17 protein-coding genes and 1 tRNA gene are annotated in these 17,191 nt (G+C 52.2%); 6 read left to right on the top strand and 12 right to left on the bottom strand.

Features of this window, described 5'->3' with window-relative positions; translation table 11 throughout:
• Positions 1–318 precede the first annotated feature (318 nt).
• Both msrA and ACORNT_RS03450 read left to right on the top strand, forming a co-directional pair.
• Positions 319–795 (top strand): peptide-methionine (S)-S-oxide reductase MsrA, encoded by a 477-nt coding sequence (gene msrA / locus ACORNT_RS03455; protein ID WP_321395389.1) that lies wholly within the window; start codon positions 319–321, stop codon positions 793–795.
• A gap of 242 nt (positions 796–1,037) precedes the next feature.
• On the top strand, positions 1,038–2,732 hold the full coding sequence (locus ACORNT_RS03450; protein ID WP_321395387.1) for an ATP-binding protein: 1,695 nt from the start codon (positions 1,038–1,040) through the stop codon (positions 2,730–2,732).
• Between the two features lie 4 nt (positions 2,733–2,736).
• Here ACORNT_RS03450 and ACORNT_RS03445 read toward each other — a convergent pair whose 3' ends face one another.
• The 7 genes from ACORNT_RS03445 to ACORNT_RS03415 form a co-directional block, all read right to left on the bottom strand.
• Positions 2,737–3,831: a HAMP domain-containing sensor histidine kinase gene (locus ACORNT_RS03445; protein WP_321395386.1), complete on the bottom strand. Its 1,095-nt coding sequence runs from the start codon at positions 3,829–3,831 to the stop codon at positions 2,737–2,739.
• A gap of 124 nt (positions 3,832–3,955) precedes the next feature.
• A tRNA-Pro gene (locus tag ACORNT_RS03440) sits at positions 3,956–4,032 on the bottom strand.
• 50 nt (positions 4,033–4,082) lie between these two features.
• On the bottom strand, positions 4,083–5,114 hold the full coding sequence (gene tdh, locus ACORNT_RS03435) for an L-threonine 3-dehydrogenase (protein WP_321395383.1): 1,032 nt from the start codon (positions 5,112–5,114) through the stop codon (positions 4,083–4,085).
• A 12-nt stretch (positions 5,115–5,126) separates the two neighbouring features.
• On the bottom strand, positions 5,127–6,320 hold the full coding sequence (locus ACORNT_RS03430; RefSeq protein ID WP_321395381.1) for a glycine C-acetyltransferase: 1,194 nt from the start codon (positions 6,318–6,320) through the stop codon (positions 5,127–5,129).
• 108 nt (positions 6,321–6,428) lie between these two features.
• Complete coding sequence (locus ACORNT_RS03425) at positions 6,429–7,001, bottom strand: XRE family transcriptional regulator (protein WP_321395379.1); 573 nt, start codon at positions 6,999–7,001, stop codon at positions 6,429–6,431.
• 101 nt (positions 7,002–7,102) lie between these two features.
• On the bottom strand, positions 7,103–7,819 hold the full coding sequence (locus tag ACORNT_RS03420; protein ID WP_321395376.1) for a lysophospholipid acyltransferase family protein: 717 nt from the start codon (positions 7,817–7,819) through the stop codon (positions 7,103–7,105).
• 88 nt (positions 7,820–7,907) lie between these two features.
• Entirely contained in the window at positions 7,908–9,302 is a 1,395-nt protein-coding gene (locus ACORNT_RS03415; RefSeq protein ID WP_321395374.1) for an MATE family efflux transporter, read from the bottom strand.
• Positions 9,303–9,507: 205 nt separating this feature from the next.
• Here ACORNT_RS03415 and ACORNT_RS03410 point away from each other — a divergent pair, with 205 nt between their 5' ends.
• A complete protein-coding gene (locus tag ACORNT_RS03410; protein ID WP_321395371.1) occupies positions 9,508–10,221 on the top strand; it encodes a hypothetical protein in 714 nt (237 codons plus the stop codon).
• A gap of 110 nt (positions 10,222–10,331) precedes the next feature.
• On the opposite strand, the gene ACORNT_RS03405 is transcribed toward ACORNT_RS03410, so the two are convergent.
• The 5 genes from ACORNT_RS03405 to ACORNT_RS03385 all read right to left on the bottom strand — a co-directional run bounded on the left by ACORNT_RS03405 (position 10,332) and on the right by ACORNT_RS03385 (position 12,837).
• Positions 10,332–10,457, bottom strand: coding sequence for a hypothetical protein (locus ACORNT_RS03405; protein ID WP_321395369.1), 126 nt, complete (start codon positions 10,455–10,457; stop codon positions 10,332–10,334).
• 230 nt (positions 10,458–10,687) lie between these two features.
• Entirely contained in the window at positions 10,688–11,329 is a 642-nt protein-coding gene (locus tag ACORNT_RS03400; RefSeq protein WP_321395367.1) for a MarC family protein, read from the bottom strand.
• An 11-nt stretch (positions 11,330–11,340) separates the two neighbouring features.
• The gene (folD, locus tag ACORNT_RS03395; RefSeq protein ID WP_321395364.1) at positions 11,341–12,225 is read right to left on the bottom strand and encodes a bifunctional methylenetetrahydrofolate dehydrogenase/methenyltetrahydrofolate cyclohydrolase FolD; all 885 of its coding nucleotides are present in this window, start codon (positions 12,223–12,225) and stop codon (positions 11,341–11,343) included.
• Complete coding sequence (locus ACORNT_RS03390) at positions 12,222–12,536, bottom strand: DUF167 family protein (protein WP_321395362.1); 315 nt, start codon at positions 12,534–12,536, stop codon at positions 12,222–12,224. Before ACORNT_RS03390 ends, folD begins: the two co-directional genes overlap by 4 nt.
• A gap of 7 nt (positions 12,537–12,543) precedes the next feature.
• Positions 12,544–12,837 (bottom strand): YggT family protein, encoded by a 294-nt coding sequence (locus ACORNT_RS03385; protein WP_321395361.1) that lies wholly within the window; start codon positions 12,835–12,837, stop codon positions 12,544–12,546.
• Between the two features lie 246 nt (positions 12,838–13,083).
• Here ACORNT_RS03385 and ACORNT_RS03380 point away from each other — a divergent pair, with 246 nt between their 5' ends.
• The 3 genes from ACORNT_RS03380 to ACORNT_RS03370 all read left to right on the top strand — a co-directional run bounded on the left by ACORNT_RS03380 (position 13,084) and on the right by ACORNT_RS03370 (position 17,065).
• Complete coding sequence (locus ACORNT_RS03380) at positions 13,084–15,864, top strand: hypothetical protein (protein WP_321395359.1); 2,781 nt, start codon at positions 13,084–13,086, stop codon at positions 15,862–15,864.
• Positions 15,865–16,089: 225 nt separating this feature from the next.
• Entirely contained in the window at positions 16,090–16,653 is a 564-nt protein-coding gene (locus tag ACORNT_RS03375) for a hypothetical protein (RefSeq protein WP_321395357.1), read from the top strand.
• 40 nt (positions 16,654–16,693) lie between these two features.
• The gene (locus tag ACORNT_RS03370) at positions 16,694–17,065 is read left to right on the top strand and encodes an Hpt domain-containing protein (RefSeq protein WP_321395355.1); all 372 of its coding nucleotides are present in this window, start codon (positions 16,694–16,696) and stop codon (positions 17,063–17,065) included.
• The last annotated feature ends 126 nt before the right edge of the window (positions 17,066–17,191 follow it).

Raw genomic sequence — 17,191 nt, 5'->3', positions numbered from 1 at the left:
CGCGAAGATGGTTCATAAGTCTTGTTCTGAAGTCCTTAACAGCAACAGGCGGGCGTTGTTGACGCCGCTGCCGAGGCAGCCATGGCCGAGAACAGTGCAATTATTGATCTTCGGCGAATAAACCGGGGTAATTTCATAATAAATGCCTCATCTGTAAATGCCGGGTCTGCTAAATCCAGTTAGAACATATTGAAACTGTAGAATAAAGTATGTTCCCGGCTGACAAAGGATGCTTTAATGTAGTGCCGAAACAGGATATATCCATTGATATGGAACAATATTGTCAGAATAATTAAGCACTGGTTCGGGGAAATAAAAATGACAAAAGAAATCGCAACATTTGCCGCAGGATGTTTCTGGGGCGTGGAACTTGATTTCAGCAAGCTTGACGGTGTCGTCTCAACGCGGGTCGGATATACCGGCGGGCACCTGGACAACCCCACATACGAAAAGGTCTGTGAAGATACGACCGGTCACGCGGAAGCCGTGCAGGTCGAGTATGACCCGGCCGTGATCAGTTACGGCGAGCTGCTGGAAAAATTCTGGGAGTTTCACGATCCGACAACACTGCATCGTCAGGGACCGGATGTGGGATCCCAGTACAGGTCTGCCATATTTTACCATAATGAGTCGCAGAAGACCCTGGCCGAGGCATCGAAAGCAGCACAGGACCAGTCCGGTCGCTGGACCAATCCGGTTGTGACGGAAATTGTACCCGCCTCTAAATTCTGGCCGGCGGAGGAATATCATCAGAAATATCTTGAAAAAAGGGGCATCGAAATTTCCTGCCATTAGAAATTTTCGGCATTGCTCAGCAAGCCTGTCAGTGCCGTTTCCTCAGTGACTTTTCGGAGAAAAAACCGGGTTCCATTAAAGCATTGTAATAGCGTCGCCTGAACGGCCCGTGGCGGCAGCGGCAAAATTAATTGTAATACATTGTTGAGTTTTTGTTAGAGACCTCTAAATTTAACTGCGCCTCCTTTGTGACAAGGGAATCGGTAGGGCAGCTGTTGGTTTTGGATGTTAGTGCGGGGACAATGGGGATTCAGACAGGGAAAAATGTAAAATCACTGGGACAGCGAGACAAAGGACGACAGGTTCTCCTGCAACTTCTGTTCGGGTTTGTTATTTTGCTGTTTATTCTGGCCTCAGTCCTGATTACGAACAGGTTGCAGCAACGAAATGCCACGGACGAGGCGCGACAGGAAACCCTGCGGAAGCTTGCCGAGGTCGCGTTTTTCCTTGAACATCAGCTGAACAGGGACCTTTATCTGCTGGGAAGCCTGGTGTCCTATATCTCTGTCTATCCCGAGTTTGAGGAAGCCGATCTCGAGCAGTTTATCAACAGTATTTTCAAACAGAAATCCCATATCAAAAGTATCGGCATCGCCAGGGATTTTGAAATCCGGCATGTCTACCCTCTAAGGGGTAATCAGGCTGTCCTGGGACTGAATTATAAGGACCTTCCTGATCAACTGGACTCGGTGGTAAAGGCCCGGGATAGCGGAGAAGTTGTTCTTGACGGGCCGAGAGTATCCTACCAGGGTGATATTGTATTGTTTCTCCGGGGTCCTGTTTACCTCGCAGGGGAAAGCGGCAGCGATGGCGATTCCGGTTCCGGTTCCGGTTTCTGGGGAATTGTGTCGCTTCTGATCGATATGGAAAACCTGTTCGCAGAACCTGCTCAATATACTGCGGCCCTGCAATTTTCCGATTTGCAGTTTGCGATCAGGGCGCCAAATATGAAAGACGGCGGTTTTCTTACGGTGTATGGGGATGAGCGCCTTTTTGATGGTTCGGACCTCAGGCTGGATATGAAAGTGCCCGGCGGTAACTGGGAGATTGCCGGCCGGGTGCAGCCGCTTGCGGTGATGACAGAACCCTATCGCTGGATTGCCTGGGGTGGCGGACTGTTCCTGATGACCATTGTGATAATTTTTACCGTGAACCGGATCAGGCATATTGAGAACCGGTTTGAAGCACAGGAAAACCTGCAGAAGGCGTTGCTGCAGGCGGAAAGGGCAAGCCGGGCAAAATCGGAGTTCCTGGCCAATATGTCGCACGAACTGCGCACCCCGCTGAATGCCATCATCGGATTCTCGGATATTTTAAAACAAAGCGGTGATCTTAAGGTCAGTCGGGAAAAATATCAGGAGTATGCCCGGGATATAAATGAAAGTGGTCGGCATCTTCTTGAAATTATCAATGACATTCTGGACCTGTCCAAAGTGGAGGCCGGAAAGTTTGTCATTCATGAGGGCACAGTCTGGCTGGAGGAAGTCGCCGAGCAATGCATCAGGCTTCTGGGCGAGAGTGCCGAAAAGAAAAAAATACAGCTTTCCTGCAAGTTTCAGGAAGGTTTCCCCGCCCTGAATGCCGATGATCGCCTGATGAAGCAGATTCTGATCAATTTGCTGACCAATTCCATTAAATTCACAGCGGAAAAGGGCCGGGTCGATGTCATTGGAACGTTCCAGCCCGGTGATGGGGTCATGGTGACTGTTGCCGACAACGGAATCGGTATGTCGGAACAGGATATCGAGAGGGCGCTGGAGCCATTCGGGCAGGTTGAATCCTATCTGACCAGATATCATCAGGGAACCGGCCTTGGCCTGCCGCTGGTAAAGGCCTTTGTGGAACTTCAGGGCGGGCAAATGGAAATTGACAGCGCGCCGGGTCACGGCACTAATGTGCGCATGAGTTTTTCCCATGACCGGGTTGCGGCAGAGTAACCGATCAGCCCTGTAATTGCGGGATTCTGACGATTGCAGTTGTACCGATGTGTTTCTCCGACCGGAGCTCGATATTCCCCTTGAGGAGGCAGGTGAACTGACTGACCAGGGTCAGGCCGAGACCGGTTCCCTCGGCAGAGCGGCTGTAGCTGTTATCGACCTGCATGAACGGTTCCATGACTTTCTTCAGTTCCTGGGGGGACATGCCGATACCGTTGTCCTTGACGGTGATTTCCAGCTGGTCGCCGACAAGCTTTGCTTCCGCCCCGACCCGGCCGCCGGGCAGATTATATTTGATGGCGTTTGCCAGCAGGTTGATGACAATCTGCCGCAAAATCCTGACGTCTGTCCTGAAGGGAATATTTTCGGCATTGATCTCGACGCCGATATCCTGTTTCAGCGCAATTGTTTCGATAAAGTCACGGCATTCTTCCATCATGCAGCCGACATGGAATTCGCTGGCGGTCAGTTCAATCTTGCCGGCTTCGACCTTGGCCAGATCCAGGATGTCATTGATCAGGTCCAGCAGGTGCAGGCCGCTTTTGCGGATTGCCTGGATATAGTCTTTCTGGCGTGCCTCATCCAGGGGAATATCATGCAGCAGCATAAATTCCGCATAGCCAATGACAGCATTGAGCGGGGTGCGCAGCTCGTGCGACATGGTGGCGAGGAAATCGGATTTGGCCTGGTTTGCCTCTTCTGCCTTGACCGCCAGCTGTTCGGAATGCCGGTAAAGGCTGACCAGTTCTTCCTCGACGTTTCTGCGCTGTTCAATTTCCCGGGTGATGTCGTTGACGGCCGGCAGCCAGAAATACAGGCCGCAGGTGATGGCAAGGAGGCCGGGGGCATAGGCGAGATAGGGGAGAGAACTGTTGGCATGCCAGGTCTGGCCGGTTAGAAAAATGAAAAGCTGTTGCCCGGCCGGAATTTTCTCCAGATAGAGGATTAAGGCCGCGAAGGAATTGGAGACTGTACCGGCGATAAAAAACAGATAACCTTTGCTTAATCTGGCCAGCGGGGAGCGGCGAAGCAGGATAGCAACCGGTACCGAAGCGACGGCGAGAAACAGAAAGAGATAAGGATGCCAGTACTGCTGCAATACAGAGATACCTCGAATAAAAATCCGGTAAGGTTATCGGGATAGTCAAGGTATAATTATAAAATTCTAATGTTAAGTTAAGTGGAGGAACGCCGGCGGCTTCCACTGATGGTGGTGAGGAAAATGGTCGGAGAGAGAGGATTCGAACCTCCGGCCCCTACGTCCCGAACGTAGTGCTCTACCAGGCTGAGCTACTCTCCGACTGCGGCATCTGATTTATACGTTAAATTCCTGCCGGTCAAGAGGGAGGATTAATTTTCCTGCCAGTTCAGAATCACCTTGCCGGACTGGCCGGATCTCATCATATCAAAACCTGCTTGAAACTCGTCAACCGGGAAATGATGGGTCAGAATCGGGCTGAGGTCCAGGCCGCTTTCCAGCATGGCAATCATCTTGTACCAGGTTTCGAACATCTTGCGGCCATAGATGCCGTGAATCTCCAGCCCCTTGAAAATAACCTGGTTCCAGTCGATAGCGGTATTGGCCGGCAGCAGGCCGAGCAGAGCCACTTTGCCCCCGTGATTCAGGGTTTCCAGCATGTCGGAGAAGGCCCGGGGGACGCCGGACATTTCCAGACCCACATCAAAACCCTCGTTCATATGCAGGTCGGTCATGACGTCCTGCAGTTTCTCATTCGAGACATTGACTGTCCGGGTGGCCCCCATCTGTCGGGCCAGATCGAGCCGGTAATCATTGATATCGGTAATCACCACATTGCGCGCGCCCACATGACGGGCGATGGCAACAGCCATGATGCCGATCGGGCCGGCGCCGGTGATCAGCACATCCTCCCCCACCAGGTCGAAACTGAGGGCCGTATGGGTGGCGTTGCCAAAAGGATCAAGGATCGCGCCCATGTCATCGCTGATTTCATCGGGCAACGGACAGATATTGACGGCCGGGACGGATATATATTCGGCGAAGGCGCCCGGCCGGTTGACTCCTATCCCCAGGGTATTGCGGCACAAATGCCGTTTGCCGGCCCGGCAGTTACGACAATGGCCGCAGGTTACATGGCCCTCGGCGGATACTCTCTGACCTACGGCAAGTCCCTGGACTTCTGACCCCAGTTCGACGATCTCGCCGGCAAATTCATGTCCCACCTGCATGCCGAGCGGAATGGTTTTCTGCGCCCATTTGTCCCAGTTGTAGATATGGATATCGGTGCCGCAGATGGCCGTTTTCCGGACCTTGACCAGGACATCGTTATGGCCGATCTCGGGTTCCGGGATGTCCTCCATCCAGATGCCTTCCCCGGCTTTGGATTTAACCAGTGCTTTCATGGTCATGCTCCTCTAGATGACGCCCAGTTCACGGCCGATCCGGCTGAAGGCCTCCACGGCCTGGTCGATCTGTGCGGTGGTGTGGGCGGCGGAAATCTGGGTGCGGATGCGGGCCTTTCCTTCCGGAACCACGGGATAGGAAAAACCGATGACGAAAATACCTTCCTCCAGCAGCCGGTCCGCCATTTCACCAGCGAGACGCGCATCGCCCAGCATGACAGGCACGATGGGATGGTTCGCGCCGCCTAGGACAAAACCTGCCTTTGCCATTTTCTCCCTGAAATAGGCGGCATTTGTATGGACTTTCTTCCGCAGGTCGCCGCTTTCCTTCAAAAGGTCGAGCACGGTGCAGCTGGTTGCGGCGATGACCGGCGCCAGGGTGTTGGAGAACAGGTAAGGCCGGGATCTCTGTCGCAGCCAGTCGACAACAACCGCATTGGCGGCAGTATAGCCGCCGGATGCCCCGCCCATGGCCTTGCCCAAGGTGCCGGTCAGGATATCGACCCTGTCGGACAGGCCCCAGTATTCCGGCGTGCCGGCGCCGCTTTCGCCCATGAAACCCACGGCGTGGCTGTCGTCGACCATAACCATGGCGTCATATTTTTCCGCCAGATCACAGATCGCCGGCAGGTTGGCCAGGATACCGTCCATGGAAAAAACGCCGTCTGTGGCGATCAGCCGGAACCGGCAGTCCTGTGCCTTCTTCAGGCAATCTTCCAGGGCCTGCATGTCATTATTGGCATAGCGGAACCTTTTGGCCCGGCACAGTCTGATACCGTCAATGATGCTGGCATGATTGAGGGCATCGGAGATCACGGCATCCTCTTCCCCGAGCAGGGTTTCAAACAGGCCCGCATTGGCGTCAAAACAGCTCGGATAGAGGATGACATCCTCTGTGCCGAGGAATTGCGCCAGCCTTCTTTCCAGTTCCTTGTGGATATCCTGGGTGCCGCAGATAAAGCGGACCGAGGACATGCCGTAGCCATATTTGTCCAGGGCTTTCTTGGCGGCCTCGACAAGATGGTGATCATTGGCCAGGCCAAGGTAGTTGTTGGCGCAGAAATTAATGAGGTCCCGATCCCCTTTCTGGGCGACATGGACAATCGATTGCTGCGGGCTTGTTATGGTCCGCTCGGCCTTGTAAAGCCCGGTTTCTTTCAGGATGGAGATTTCAGCGGAAAGATGATCGATATAGTTCCGGGACATGGCAATGTTATCCTGCAGGTTTTGTTTCAGATGCCGGTATTTATAGCACGATACCGGAAAATACAATATATTAAAAATTTATATGCTATATTGTATTTTTGTTCGGTTTTATCCGGAAATGACCACCAGCATCGCCCGCGATTTCGTTTTTCCAATATTTTCAATGGCATGGGGAATATCGGCCTCATAGCGGGCGGTATCGCCGGTTTCCAGGTCCTGGTGGTGCAGGCCGTTGCTGATCCTCAGGGATCCTTCAAGGACGGTAATATGTTCCCGGGTGCCGGCGGAATGGGGTTCCGACTCGAGGATGCCGCCGGGCTCCAGCCGCATCTCATACCATTCCATCTGCGAAACAAGGTCTATGGGTCCCAGAATCCGCAGGCTGCACTTGCCGTCCGCGCTCTGAATTTCCGGACACTGGTGCGATTTCAGCAGCAAGATTTCATGTCTCGTCTTGCTGTCCTCGCCCCGATTGTCGAGCAGGTCGGACAGGGCAATATCAAGGGGCGCGGTCAGGCTCCACAGGGTGGCGACAGTGGGATTGGTGCGGCCGCGTTCGATCTGGGACAGCATCGATTTGGAAACACCTGATGCCTTGGCGAGCTGTTCCAGGGTCATCTTCCGTGCGCTCCGCAGCTCTTTGATCCTGCGGCCGACGTCGGGGGGTGAATGTCTTGACATATGGGGCACTCCTGTATTTTTCCACTATATTGAACAAACAGGGCGGGGGAAAGGGAGAAATTAGGGGCACCCAGGCCCGGTGACAGGAATGTTTCAGGAAACTAAGCTGGCTGCATCAGTTCTTCGCTGCGATCGACAATTTCCTCGGTCATTTTTTTCATGAAAGTATCCTTGTCCAGACCTTGCGGGAGCGGCGGATGGAATTCGGCGATGACCGTTCCCGGGATCTTGCGGAAATTGCGTTTCATCCAGTGCTGGCCTGAATTGCTGGCCAGGGTAATGACCGGAATATCCTGTTCGGCCTGGATGTGCCAGGCGCCGCTTTTCAGCTTGCGCCGTTCCCCGACCAGGGTGCGTGTTCCCTCGGGATAAACCAGCAGGGGCAGTTTTTTATCGTGAATAATACCGGCGACTTCCGGGGTCACCTTGTGGGCGGTGCCGGACTGGCGGTCGATGGGAATGATGCCCAGCTTGCGCAGGACCAGGCCGAGAAACGGGACCCGGAACAGTTCCTTCTTGCCCAGTGCGGTCAGGGTGGGGGCCTCCCGGAAGGCAATGAAGGCGTCCAGGTTGCTCATATGTTTGGCGCACAGAATGAAGCCCTTGTCCCGGGGAATATTTTCACGTCCCCTGATCTCGATGCGGATTTTGACAATATGTTCCAGTATCCAGACGATGACATTCGCCCACCACAGGATGACCCGGCGTATCGGCCGGTCGTCCCGACACAGGGTGAGGGGGGCCAGAATAATCAGGATAATCAGGGGGGTACCAACCCAGAAAAAGCAATTAAAGAAAATAGAACGTAGATACAACATGGTCCCGCACACACCACCCTATTATGTTTGACGCAGTCTAATCTGTTTTTTGCCGGAATGCAAAAGCCACCTCGGTTCTGGTCCGGTGTCAGGTTCCGGCGTTGGCAGCCGCTTTCAGATGATCCTGCCAGGACAGGTAATAGAACCGTCCTCCGGCCAGAAGGGCGGCCAGTACGCTGGTCAGGATCACGGCTTCAAAAAGCCCCTCGGCCCCCCTTTGCAGGGGAAAGGCCATATACCAGCATAGCGGCACCATAACCACATTATAACACAGGAAATAGATGATGGTTGGCATCCAGACATCCTGCCGGCCCCTGAGGGCATTCCCCATGATGGACTGTGAGGTGTCAAGCAGAAGCATCAGCCCCGAGAGGGCAATCAGCGGTGTCGCCAGACCGATCAGGAGTGTATCGGAAGAAAACCACTGGGCCAGACTTTCAGTATGGAGCCACAGGAGGATCGAAAGGGGCAGCATAATCACGAAGTTGAGACCCAGTCCGCAACTGCCGGCCAGCAGCAGATCATTATGGTCCCGGCGTCCCAGCGCGATTCCTACCCGAACGGAAGTCGCCCCGCCGATCCCCATACCGATCATAAACGCCAGACCGAACAATTTTATGGTTATGGTGGTTGCAGCCAGGGTGGCGGCGCCGAGCCAGCCGGAGAAAACAAAAAGCCCTGCAAAACCTATATGTTCTGCACCATTGGTGATTCCGGCGGCGTAACCGATCTGTCGCTGGCGACCCCATATTTTCCAGCCGAGGTCTGCTTTTTCCCTGATGCCGAAGAAGTCTGCTTCTTTCATGCAAAAGATGTAACCGATAAATGTCAGCAATATAAACAGCCGGACCAGGCTTGTTGCCCAGGCCGAGCCGACAGCCCCCATGGGCTCGAAGCCGAGATGGCCGAAAACCAGCATCCAGTTCAGCAGGATATTCAGCAGGTTGGCAGCAATCATGATAACAAGTCCCGGCAGGGGCTTGCTGATGCTTTCCAGGAAAAATGTACAGACCAGCATCATGGTCAGGAACGGCATGCCGAGGCCCAGCACAAGAACGACTTCCCCGCCGCCGCGGGAGATATCCGGTTCCTGTCCAAGCAGCAGGAGTGTTTCCTCCCCGAACAGGCAGATTATGGTAAAGAACAGACCCAGACCCCCAGCATAGAGCATGCCTCTTTTCCAGATGGCGCCGCACTCCCGGGAATTGCCCGCGCCATAGGCGTTCGAGCTGAGGATAATGACGCCTGACAGCAGGCCCAGCGACAGAACAATCATGGTGGTGACCGGAATATCTCCGGCACTCTGGTAGCCCAGATCTGTTGCGCCGAAATGACCGACCATCATGGTATCCACAACCCCCATGGTCATGATCCCGATTCTTTGCAGGACAATAGGAAAGGACAGGCGCAGCAGTTCCGACAATTGCCGCGCAAGCCGCTGGCGAAGCCAGCTTTCTTTTATTGTTTCCTGTGTATTATGCATTATCCTGTTCCCGGAAAAAGGGCACCAGTCATACGGCTGTTTTGCTGGTCTGTCAGTAAAAAAAGCAGCATTTCACAATATGTTCATCCGGAGCAGCAGGGGCAGTAAGGTTTCGTTAACCAATAGATGTGAGAATTGTGGGACAATTGCAAGGATGTGAGGGTGCAAAACAGCACCTGCAGTAAGATATCAGAAGGATATTGTTATGTCAGGCTATTCATTGGCGGGGCTGTTCTCCGCCTTTTCCGGTACCGATGGAGGTGCAGGTTATAAATCTCTTTCATTTGATCATTCCCGTTCCGGCGCTGTTGATGGATCCCGCCGTGGGCATTCACATCATGGCCGCTCTCATCATTCCGCCAGAGAAGGCCGCGAACTGGAGAAGCATCCGTTTGAAAGAAGTTCCTTTCAGATCAACCTGAGCAAGGTCGGGCGCCAGTATTTGCAGTCTGACGTCGGCTCGGTTGAAGCCGGAACTGATGACGGGCAGGCAGAGCAGACAGAAGAGCAGGACTTTACGCCTTTTCGTAATCACGGCCACCGGCGCTCCGCACAGGCTTTTTTCGAAAATATGATGCGCAAGCTGGTGACGGTTTTTGCCATCAAGATCCTGGGAGATTTCCTGACCGCCCTGAAAGACGGGGCAAGCCTGGATCAGTTGTCTCTGGATGAAAGCAAGACGGATATTGCCGAGGCGACGGAAAACCAGGACTCTGTGGTGACGGTTAATGCACCGGCCGAGGATGACGATGAAACATCTGCGCCTTCTCTTGTTTCCCTGTCCATTTCCGTTGGTTTCCAGATCGATATTACCATCGGGCAGCAGTCTTCGGATGGGGGTGTGCTGTCTTCCCAGACAGTCAATGCCGACAATCCGGTTATTGCTGACCAGGGAACAACGACAAACCTTGTCGCCTGAAGAAAAGCCCGGCTGTGTGGGCCGGGCTGGTCAGGTTCTCAGGCAATTGTGACTTCTATGGAGGGAGTCACGGGTGGTAAATTCATTCAGTGTCGGCAGGCTGTCCGGTCTCAGGCCAATGCCAGGGAGGAACGACGCTGGCGACGCAGGCGGCGACTGTGGCGTTCTTTCAGCGGCAGGCTTTTAAGCAGGGGGTTGCCGCGGTTGCTTTTTTTGATCAGGGTCCAGATTTCCATTTTCACTCTCCGTTATCAGATACAGTTTTAAAAGTTTTGCTTTTTCAATTGCAGGAAGCGTGCCAGTTTTTTGAAACGGAAATAAGTGCTTGTATTTAAAGAATTATTTTTTGTATCGGTGAAAATGACGGCGGCTGATCGTCAATATAGTTAGCGAAATACAAAAAATAATATGACGAAAATCATCAACTTTTGGGGAAAATCGCGCAGCAACAAAGTTTGTTCGTACTTCAGGCGCCGAGGAAGGAAACCTTGATACCGTCGAACATATACTGGGTGGCCAGGGCGGCAAGGATAACTCCCAGGATCCGGGTGATCGCATTGGCCACCGTATGACCCAGAAGATCCATGATTTTTCCGGCCAGCAACAGGATGATGACCGTTGACAGCAGGGCAGTTAGAAGGGCGGCAATGGTCAGGCCCTGCAGGGTAAAGTCGCCGCTGGCCTCACTCATCAGCAGCATGATGGTGGCGATGCTTCCCGGTCCCGACATAAAGGGGATGGCCAGCGGAAAGACGGAAATATCCTCCGGCTCATCATGCAGGCTGTCATAAAAATCGTCATGTTCGGCCTTTTTTTCGCGCCGTTCCGTGCGTTTTTCAAACACCATTTCCATGGCAATCAGAAACAGCATGAAACCGCCGGCAGTGCGGAAGGCGGCCATGCTGATTCCGAGTCCGGACAGCAGGCCCTGGCCGATAAAGGCAAACATCAGCAGGATGATAGTGGCGGTAATCGTTGCCTTGAAAACCATCTTGCGTTTGTAGGCGGCATTCTGCCCGGTGGTCATGACCGCAAAGATCGGGGCAATGCCCGGCGGGTCGATCACCACGAACAAGGTGACAAAGGCGGCAAGAAAGGTTTCAATCATCAAAAGATCTTTCAGACGTCCGGTTCATCTATGCCGGCCTGGCGACAGGTGGCGGTGACGGTATTTTTCAGCAGGCAGGCGATGGTCATGGGGCCGACACCGCCGGGAACGGGGGTGATGGCGCCGGCTTTTTTGACCGCTTCGTCAAATTCCACGTCACCGACAATGCGGCTTTTGCCGTCGTCTTTCGGGACCCGGTTGATGCCCACATCAATGACGGTGGCGCCTTCCTTGATCCAGTCCCCTTTGATGATTTCCGGACGACCGACAGCAGCGACCACGATGTCGGCGCGGCCGACAACTTCCGGCAGGTTGCGGGTGCGGCTGTGGGCGATGGTGACGGTGCAGCTTTCATTGAGCAGCAGCTGGGCCATGGGTTTGCCGACAATATTGGACCGGCCGATGACAACGGCATCAAGGCCGCTCATATTGCCGAGTTTGTCTTTCAGCATCAAAAGGCAGCCGAGCGGTGTACAGGGGACGATGGCGTCGCCGCCGGTGGCCAGCAGGCCGGAATTGATCACATGGAAGCCGTCCACATCCTTGGCCGGACTGATGGCGTTGATCACGGCGCTTTCGTTTATATGTTTCGGCAGGGGAAGCTGCACCAGAATGCCGTTGACGGCCGGATCATTGTTGAGCTTTTCCACCAGGGCCAGGAGATCCTCTTCTGTGGTCTCTTCCGGCAGGCGATGCTCGAAACTGTTCATGCCGGCTTCTTTTGTGGATATATTTTTATTGCGGACATAGATCTGACTGGCCGGGTCTTCGCCGACAATGACCACGGCCAGGCCCGGGATCAGATTGTGTTTTTCTTTCAGGACCGTCACCTGTTTTGCAATGTCCTGTTTAAGGGTGGCCGAAAAGGCCTTGCCGTCGATAAGTTCTGCAGTCACTTGGATCGGTCCTTTATCCAGTTGGTGATAAGGTCAAAAAGCTCATCGGGGTCTCCCGATATTTCAATCTGTTTATTGCGGTTTGTGGTGCCGGATGCAACCGAAATCTGCCCGGCGGGCAGCCGAAGTTCTTTTGACAGGAGCTTGATCAGGGCCTTGTTGGCCTTGCCCTTTTCCGGGACGACGGTGACCCTGGCCTTCAGGATATCACTGCCGGCGGCATCCTTTTCCACCGGCCCGATTTCGTTCTTCGCCGCATTGGGGGTCAGGCGAATGGGCAGGACAACCGATGTGTTGGTCTTCTTCAGCAACAGGAAGTTACATCATCAGGGGCAGAAGAACATCCCTCAGGATAAATATCTTGAGGACCTGAAGGACGATAATCAGAAGTATGGGGGAGATATCCACGCCGCCGAGATCCGGCATCAGGCGCCTGATGGGCCTGAGCGCCGGTTCGGTCACCTGATTCAGCATATAGGATATGTTGTAGACAACCTGGTTGTGGGTATTGATAATTCCGAACGCTACCAGCCAGCTGATGATGACGGAAATAATGATGGCCCAGATATACAGGGTAAAGACGGTATCAACCAGAAAATACAGCGCGGTCATTTTTCATCCATTTTATTGGTCATTTTGCGACATTTGTTAATAAATAGGTTCGTTCCGGGGGGAGTGCAACTGTTTGTTCGAAAAAGCGCAGTTTTTCAAGGGGTTTCTACTAGGCAAATTCGTCCTATTGGCAGTGTTCCGGGGGTGTGATACCTTTAAATCCTAACCAAATGTTAACGATTCGCCCCTAGGATATGGGGATGGATTTCGCCGTGAGGGCGGGGCACAGGGAAAGAACGGACAGGAATGTCGAATTTTTCGATAATATCTTTTGATACCTCTTTATTGTCGAGCTATTACAGCGCGAAAAGCAATCTGCGTGCCTCTTCGGCCATCTCCAGTGGTACAACAAACACTTCCACGACCTCGGCGGCCAGCAATATTATCACTCCCTGGGATACAGAAGAAGACCGTTCTCTCGGCACACGTTACAACGAGGTCAAAAATCTTCGCAGTTTCATTAATATTGCCGATAAAGAAGTCCAGCTTGCGGATGGCGACAAGGATATTCAGTCCTTGTTTGTGCTCTATACAGCCCTGGAAGATCTGCGCACACTAGCTGAATATGCGGCGGCAGATTCAACTCCCTCTTCACTTCTTGCATCAATCAATGACAAGTATAATCAGGGAATGCTGGAAATTCAAAATTACGTCCAGGGGCTTGATCTGAAAAATCTAACTCTTTTTGTGGGAGAAAAAGCCAGCAATGTGACGACAGAAGTTGCTTTGGGCAAAAATACATATGAGTATACTGGCGCCATTTCTGCTTTCGGGACTAAATATTCACCCATAAGCGGCCTAAATGGTGATGAAGTCTTTACCATTACACTCGGTGACAGCGACAGTACTGACGACATTGTTATTGATTTGTCCCAGATCAGCGGGACAATCAGCATGGATAGTCTGAAGGGATATATCAATCAGCAGATTTCAGCTCTGACTGAAATCAATGGCGATGGTGCTGAAGTCGGCAAATATAATACGCGCTTTGATTACAGCGAAGTGGAAGATAATAAATTTTCGCTGGTCATTGATGCGGGGATTGGAGAAGACGTTGCCCTTTCGGCGGCAGTAACTGAGCCAACGGTGTATCTGGTAGGCAACAGTCATGAGGGAACTGACGGAACTGATCAGGTTTCAATGACAAAACTTGTCGACAGGGGAACATCTGGTCAGTTGCTGTCGACAGGAACCCATTCCGCAACCGATATTGAAAACCCACTGCATGAAATCAAGGACGAGGAAGGTGAACTGATCGAGCAGGACCCGATCACTGAGCAGACGACAGTGTCGGCCAGTGCTGTCGACAGCCAGGGAAATCTATATGTCCTTGGAAATACTGAAGGGGACCTGGCATCACAGATCAATGTATCAGATAAATCCGACGTCTATCTTAGCAAATTTGATGCGTCAGGAAATCTAATCTGGTCTCGCCTTGTAGGGGCAACCGACACGGCTGAAGCATACGATATTGCCGTTGACAGTAATAACAATGTGGTAATTGCCGGCCAGGTGAATAGCGAACTTGAGAATGGCGACATCTTTTCCGGACAAGATAGTTTTGTCACCAAATACGATAATCGCGGAACTGAGCTCTGGACCCAGCAATTGGATACTGTTGCAACTGATTCTCCTGCGTCGCTGGCCATAGATGCTACCGGAAATATCTATGTGACCGGACAGATCAGTGGTGCAGTGAACGGGACAGTTACCCACGGTGGCGGGCAGGATGCCTACATAGTTCAGCTGGACGGCAGCACTGGCGCCATCGCCCAGGCGGCGCAGTTTGGCGGGGCAGGTAATGAGACCGGTCAAGCAATAGCGATCGATGCCGACGGAAATATTCTGGTGGCGGTGGAAGAAGACGGGCTGGCTGTGATACGGACCTTTGACGCCGCGGATCTAACCAGTCAGTTGTCAAGCTATACTGTAGGTGATCTGGCTGGTGGTGAAATTTCAGCGATTGCCGTTGACGGTGCGAGTGTCTATCTGGCCGGAACCTCGTTAGCGACGTCTTTTTCCGGAGGTGGTTCTGTAGTCACAGCAAACAGTGGCGGTCGGGATGGGTTTGTGATCAAACTCAATGATATTGCTGGCGCTCTTTCCTCCGACTGGACCAGTTTTATCGGCAGTAGTTCAACAGATTCCATTGCTGATCTTTCCGTAGCCAATGGCTCGGTCTTTGTAGCTGGGACGACTTTTGGCGCACTTCCAGGTGACAGTAAAACCGGTTTTACAGATGCTTTTGCCGCCCGGCTTGATGGTGTTTCAGGTTTAGCCGACTGGGTCCAGCAGGTCGGTGATACAAGTAGTTTCTCATCAGGTACCGCTATCGGATTTTCTCAGAACGGGTCATCGGTGCTGACGCGCCTCGGCCTGCCGACCGGCGAGCTTTCCCTGCGGCAAGACAGGGATATTGATACACAGACAACAGCAGTGAAGGGTGACTATTTTTATATTTCTGTCAATGACCGGACGCCCTATAAAATTAAAATTAAGGATGGTGATGATTTTTACGATCTGGCAGAACGTATCAACTCGCGATCCTTCAGTTATCTCAATGCAACAGTGGTGTCGGGTGATGGTGGGCAGCGTCTCAAAATTGCAACTAAAAACGGCGGAACTGTGGAATTGCTCGCTGGTAAAGGAGCGCAGGATGCCCTGCGTAAACTTGGTCTGGAGCCAACAAAAATACTGTCCAGTGAGGATGTCTTTAGTATTGGCGACGATTCACTGGGTACAGATCTGGAAAATCTTGGCGGAGCCTTTGCCCTGGAAATTGAGAATCTCACTTACCTCCGTTCACAGCAGGAAGCCGAATATGTCTTTAATCAGCTTTCCGGTTCCCTGAGCACCATCAGTCGTGCTTATAGGTCTCTGTTTTATGATCCGATCAAGGCACAGATATTGCAACAGAACCAGATTTCTGGCCAGGCGCCGGCCTATCTGACCAAGCAGGTTGCCAACTATCAGGCCGGCCTTGACCGGCTTCTGGCCGGTTCCAATGACGCCAGTCTGCTGTTCTGACTTTTCTTTTCAGTTTTTAAGCCAAAAAAAATGGCCCCGTGAGGGGCCATATAGGATCAAATATTTAAGGCAGAGAGAGGCGGAGGCAGTGCTAGGTCCGTTGGGGGGTCGGATAATTTGCTGTCTCCGCCGCTGCTCCAGAGGCATTGCTTATATTAGCAAATACCGTGCCAATTAGGAAAGTCGCAGTATTCAGCCATTTATTTCCTAGAAGGAAGAAATATATTGCAATATGCAATGCATAAAGCAAAAGTATTTTCATGCACGTATATATTGCAAAAAGCTTATAAGGCCCTGTTAACGGCTTGCATACCATTCTTTCCTATAGTTGAGCTTCAAGCGATTTTTAGAATAAATATTTTCAGACTGGATTCAGACAAGATCATGCTCAGACTTATAATTTCTATCTTCTTTATTTTGGCTGTTCCCTGTTCAGTATTTGCCGAGGAGGAGCATAACCAGGGGGAATTAGGGGAAGAGGTTTATCTGCCGGTTTCTCCCGTTATTGTCACCATGTTCAGTCAAGGTCGCCCAGCCGGGGTTCTGACCGTTTCCTCCCAGTTGAAAATAACAGATTCGGGAAAAAGGGCCGATGCGCAGAAACAGATGCGCCGGCTGGTCAGTGCCTATACAGAAGAAACAAATAGGCTGGTGATAAAATATTTTGATATCAACCGGCCCGTAAATGTTGCATTATTAGGCAAGGTGTTTCAGCGCGCGACAAATCGTGTTCTGAAACACAAAGAGGCGCAAATATTGATTGCCAATGTGGTCGTTCAAAAACGCTGAGCGTCCTGTTGTTGGGAACAAAGACCGTGGGGGTCGAAACATGAACCAGAATGCTGAAAAGCTGGACACCTGCCAGCTTGAGCAAATGCTCAACGGCGTGAACCGGTCGCAGGTCAATCCGATAGTTGAAGAGCTGTTCCGGGATTTTGCCGAACGCAGGACTGCCCTTTCAGATGCAATCGAGAACCAGGAGTATGAAACCTGCCGGATTCAGGCACACAGTCTCAAGGCGCTCAGTCAGACTTTTGGTTTTGAGGGTCTTACCCAGCTGGCCAGAAAACTGGAAGAGGCCTCTCAGGCGCGCGACGGCGAGGATATTGTACAAATTGCTTCCGGTATTTTTGATCTGATGGGTAGTTCAAAAGAAGCGTTGAGAGCGTATCTCGAAGAAAAATATAGCGATAACAAATAATAACTGGTCGAGGCGAGATAGTATGGTTTATCTCTGTGGCTGGGAAAGGCTGACGCTTTCCTGCTGAAAGTCTCTTTGTATTTCATAAAAACAAACGACTGTTTTAAGTTGATGCATTCTGTTTTT

The organism is Emcibacter sp., assembly GCF_963675455.1.
Lineage (GTDB): Bacteria > Pseudomonadota > Alphaproteobacteria > Sphingomonadales > Emcibacteraceae > Emcibacter.
This window is presented reverse-complemented; position numbering and strand designations above follow the sequence as displayed.

What these genes read in the sequence shown, in the direction of transcription:
- msrA (WP_321395389.1), top strand. Translation starts at nt 319, where the DNA reads ATGACAAAAGAAATCGCAACATTTGCCGCAGGATGTTTCTGGGGCGTG.
- ACORNT_RS03450 (WP_321395387.1), top strand. Translation starts at nt 1,038, where the DNA reads ATGGGGATTCAGACAGGGAAAAATGTAAAATCACTGGGACAGCGAGAC.
- tdh (WP_321395383.1), bottom strand. Translation starts at nt 5,114, where the DNA reads ATGAAAGCACTGGTTAAATCCAAAGCCGGGGAAGGCATCTGGATGGAG.
- ACORNT_RS03430 (WP_321395381.1), bottom strand. Translation starts at nt 6,320, where the DNA reads ATGTCCCGGAACTATATCGATCATCTTTCCGCTGAAATCTCCATCCTG.
- ACORNT_RS03425 (WP_321395379.1), bottom strand. Translation starts at nt 7,001, where the DNA reads ATGTCAAGACATTCACCCCCCGACGTCGGCCGCAGGATCAAAGAGCTG.
- ACORNT_RS03420 (WP_321395376.1), bottom strand. Translation starts at nt 7,819, where the DNA reads ATGTTGTATCTACGTTCTATTTTCTTTAATTGCTTTTTCTGGGTTGGT.
- ACORNT_RS03415 (WP_321395374.1), bottom strand. Translation starts at nt 9,302, where the DNA reads ATGCATAATACACAGGAAACAATAAAAGAAAGCTGGCTTCGCCAGCGG.
- ACORNT_RS03410 (WP_321395371.1), top strand. Translation starts at nt 9,508, where the DNA reads ATGTCAGGCTATTCATTGGCGGGGCTGTTCTCCGCCTTTTCCGGTACC.
- ACORNT_RS03405 (WP_321395369.1), bottom strand. Translation starts at nt 10,457, where the DNA reads ATGGAAATCTGGACCCTGATCAAAAAAAGCAACCGCGGCAACCCCCTG.
- ACORNT_RS03400 (WP_321395367.1), bottom strand. Translation starts at nt 11,329, where the DNA reads ATGATTGAAACCTTTCTTGCCGCCTTTGTCACCTTGTTCGTGGTGATC.
- ACORNT_RS03385 (WP_321395361.1), bottom strand. Translation starts at nt 12,837, where the DNA reads ATGACCGCGCTGTATTTTCTGGTTGATACCGTCTTTACCCTGTATATC.
- ACORNT_RS03380 (WP_321395359.1), top strand. Translation starts at nt 13,084, where the DNA reads ATGTCGAATTTTTCGATAATATCTTTTGATACCTCTTTATTGTCGAGC.
- ACORNT_RS03370 (WP_321395355.1), top strand. Translation starts at nt 16,694, where the DNA reads ATGAACCAGAATGCTGAAAAGCTGGACACCTGCCAGCTTGAGCAAATG.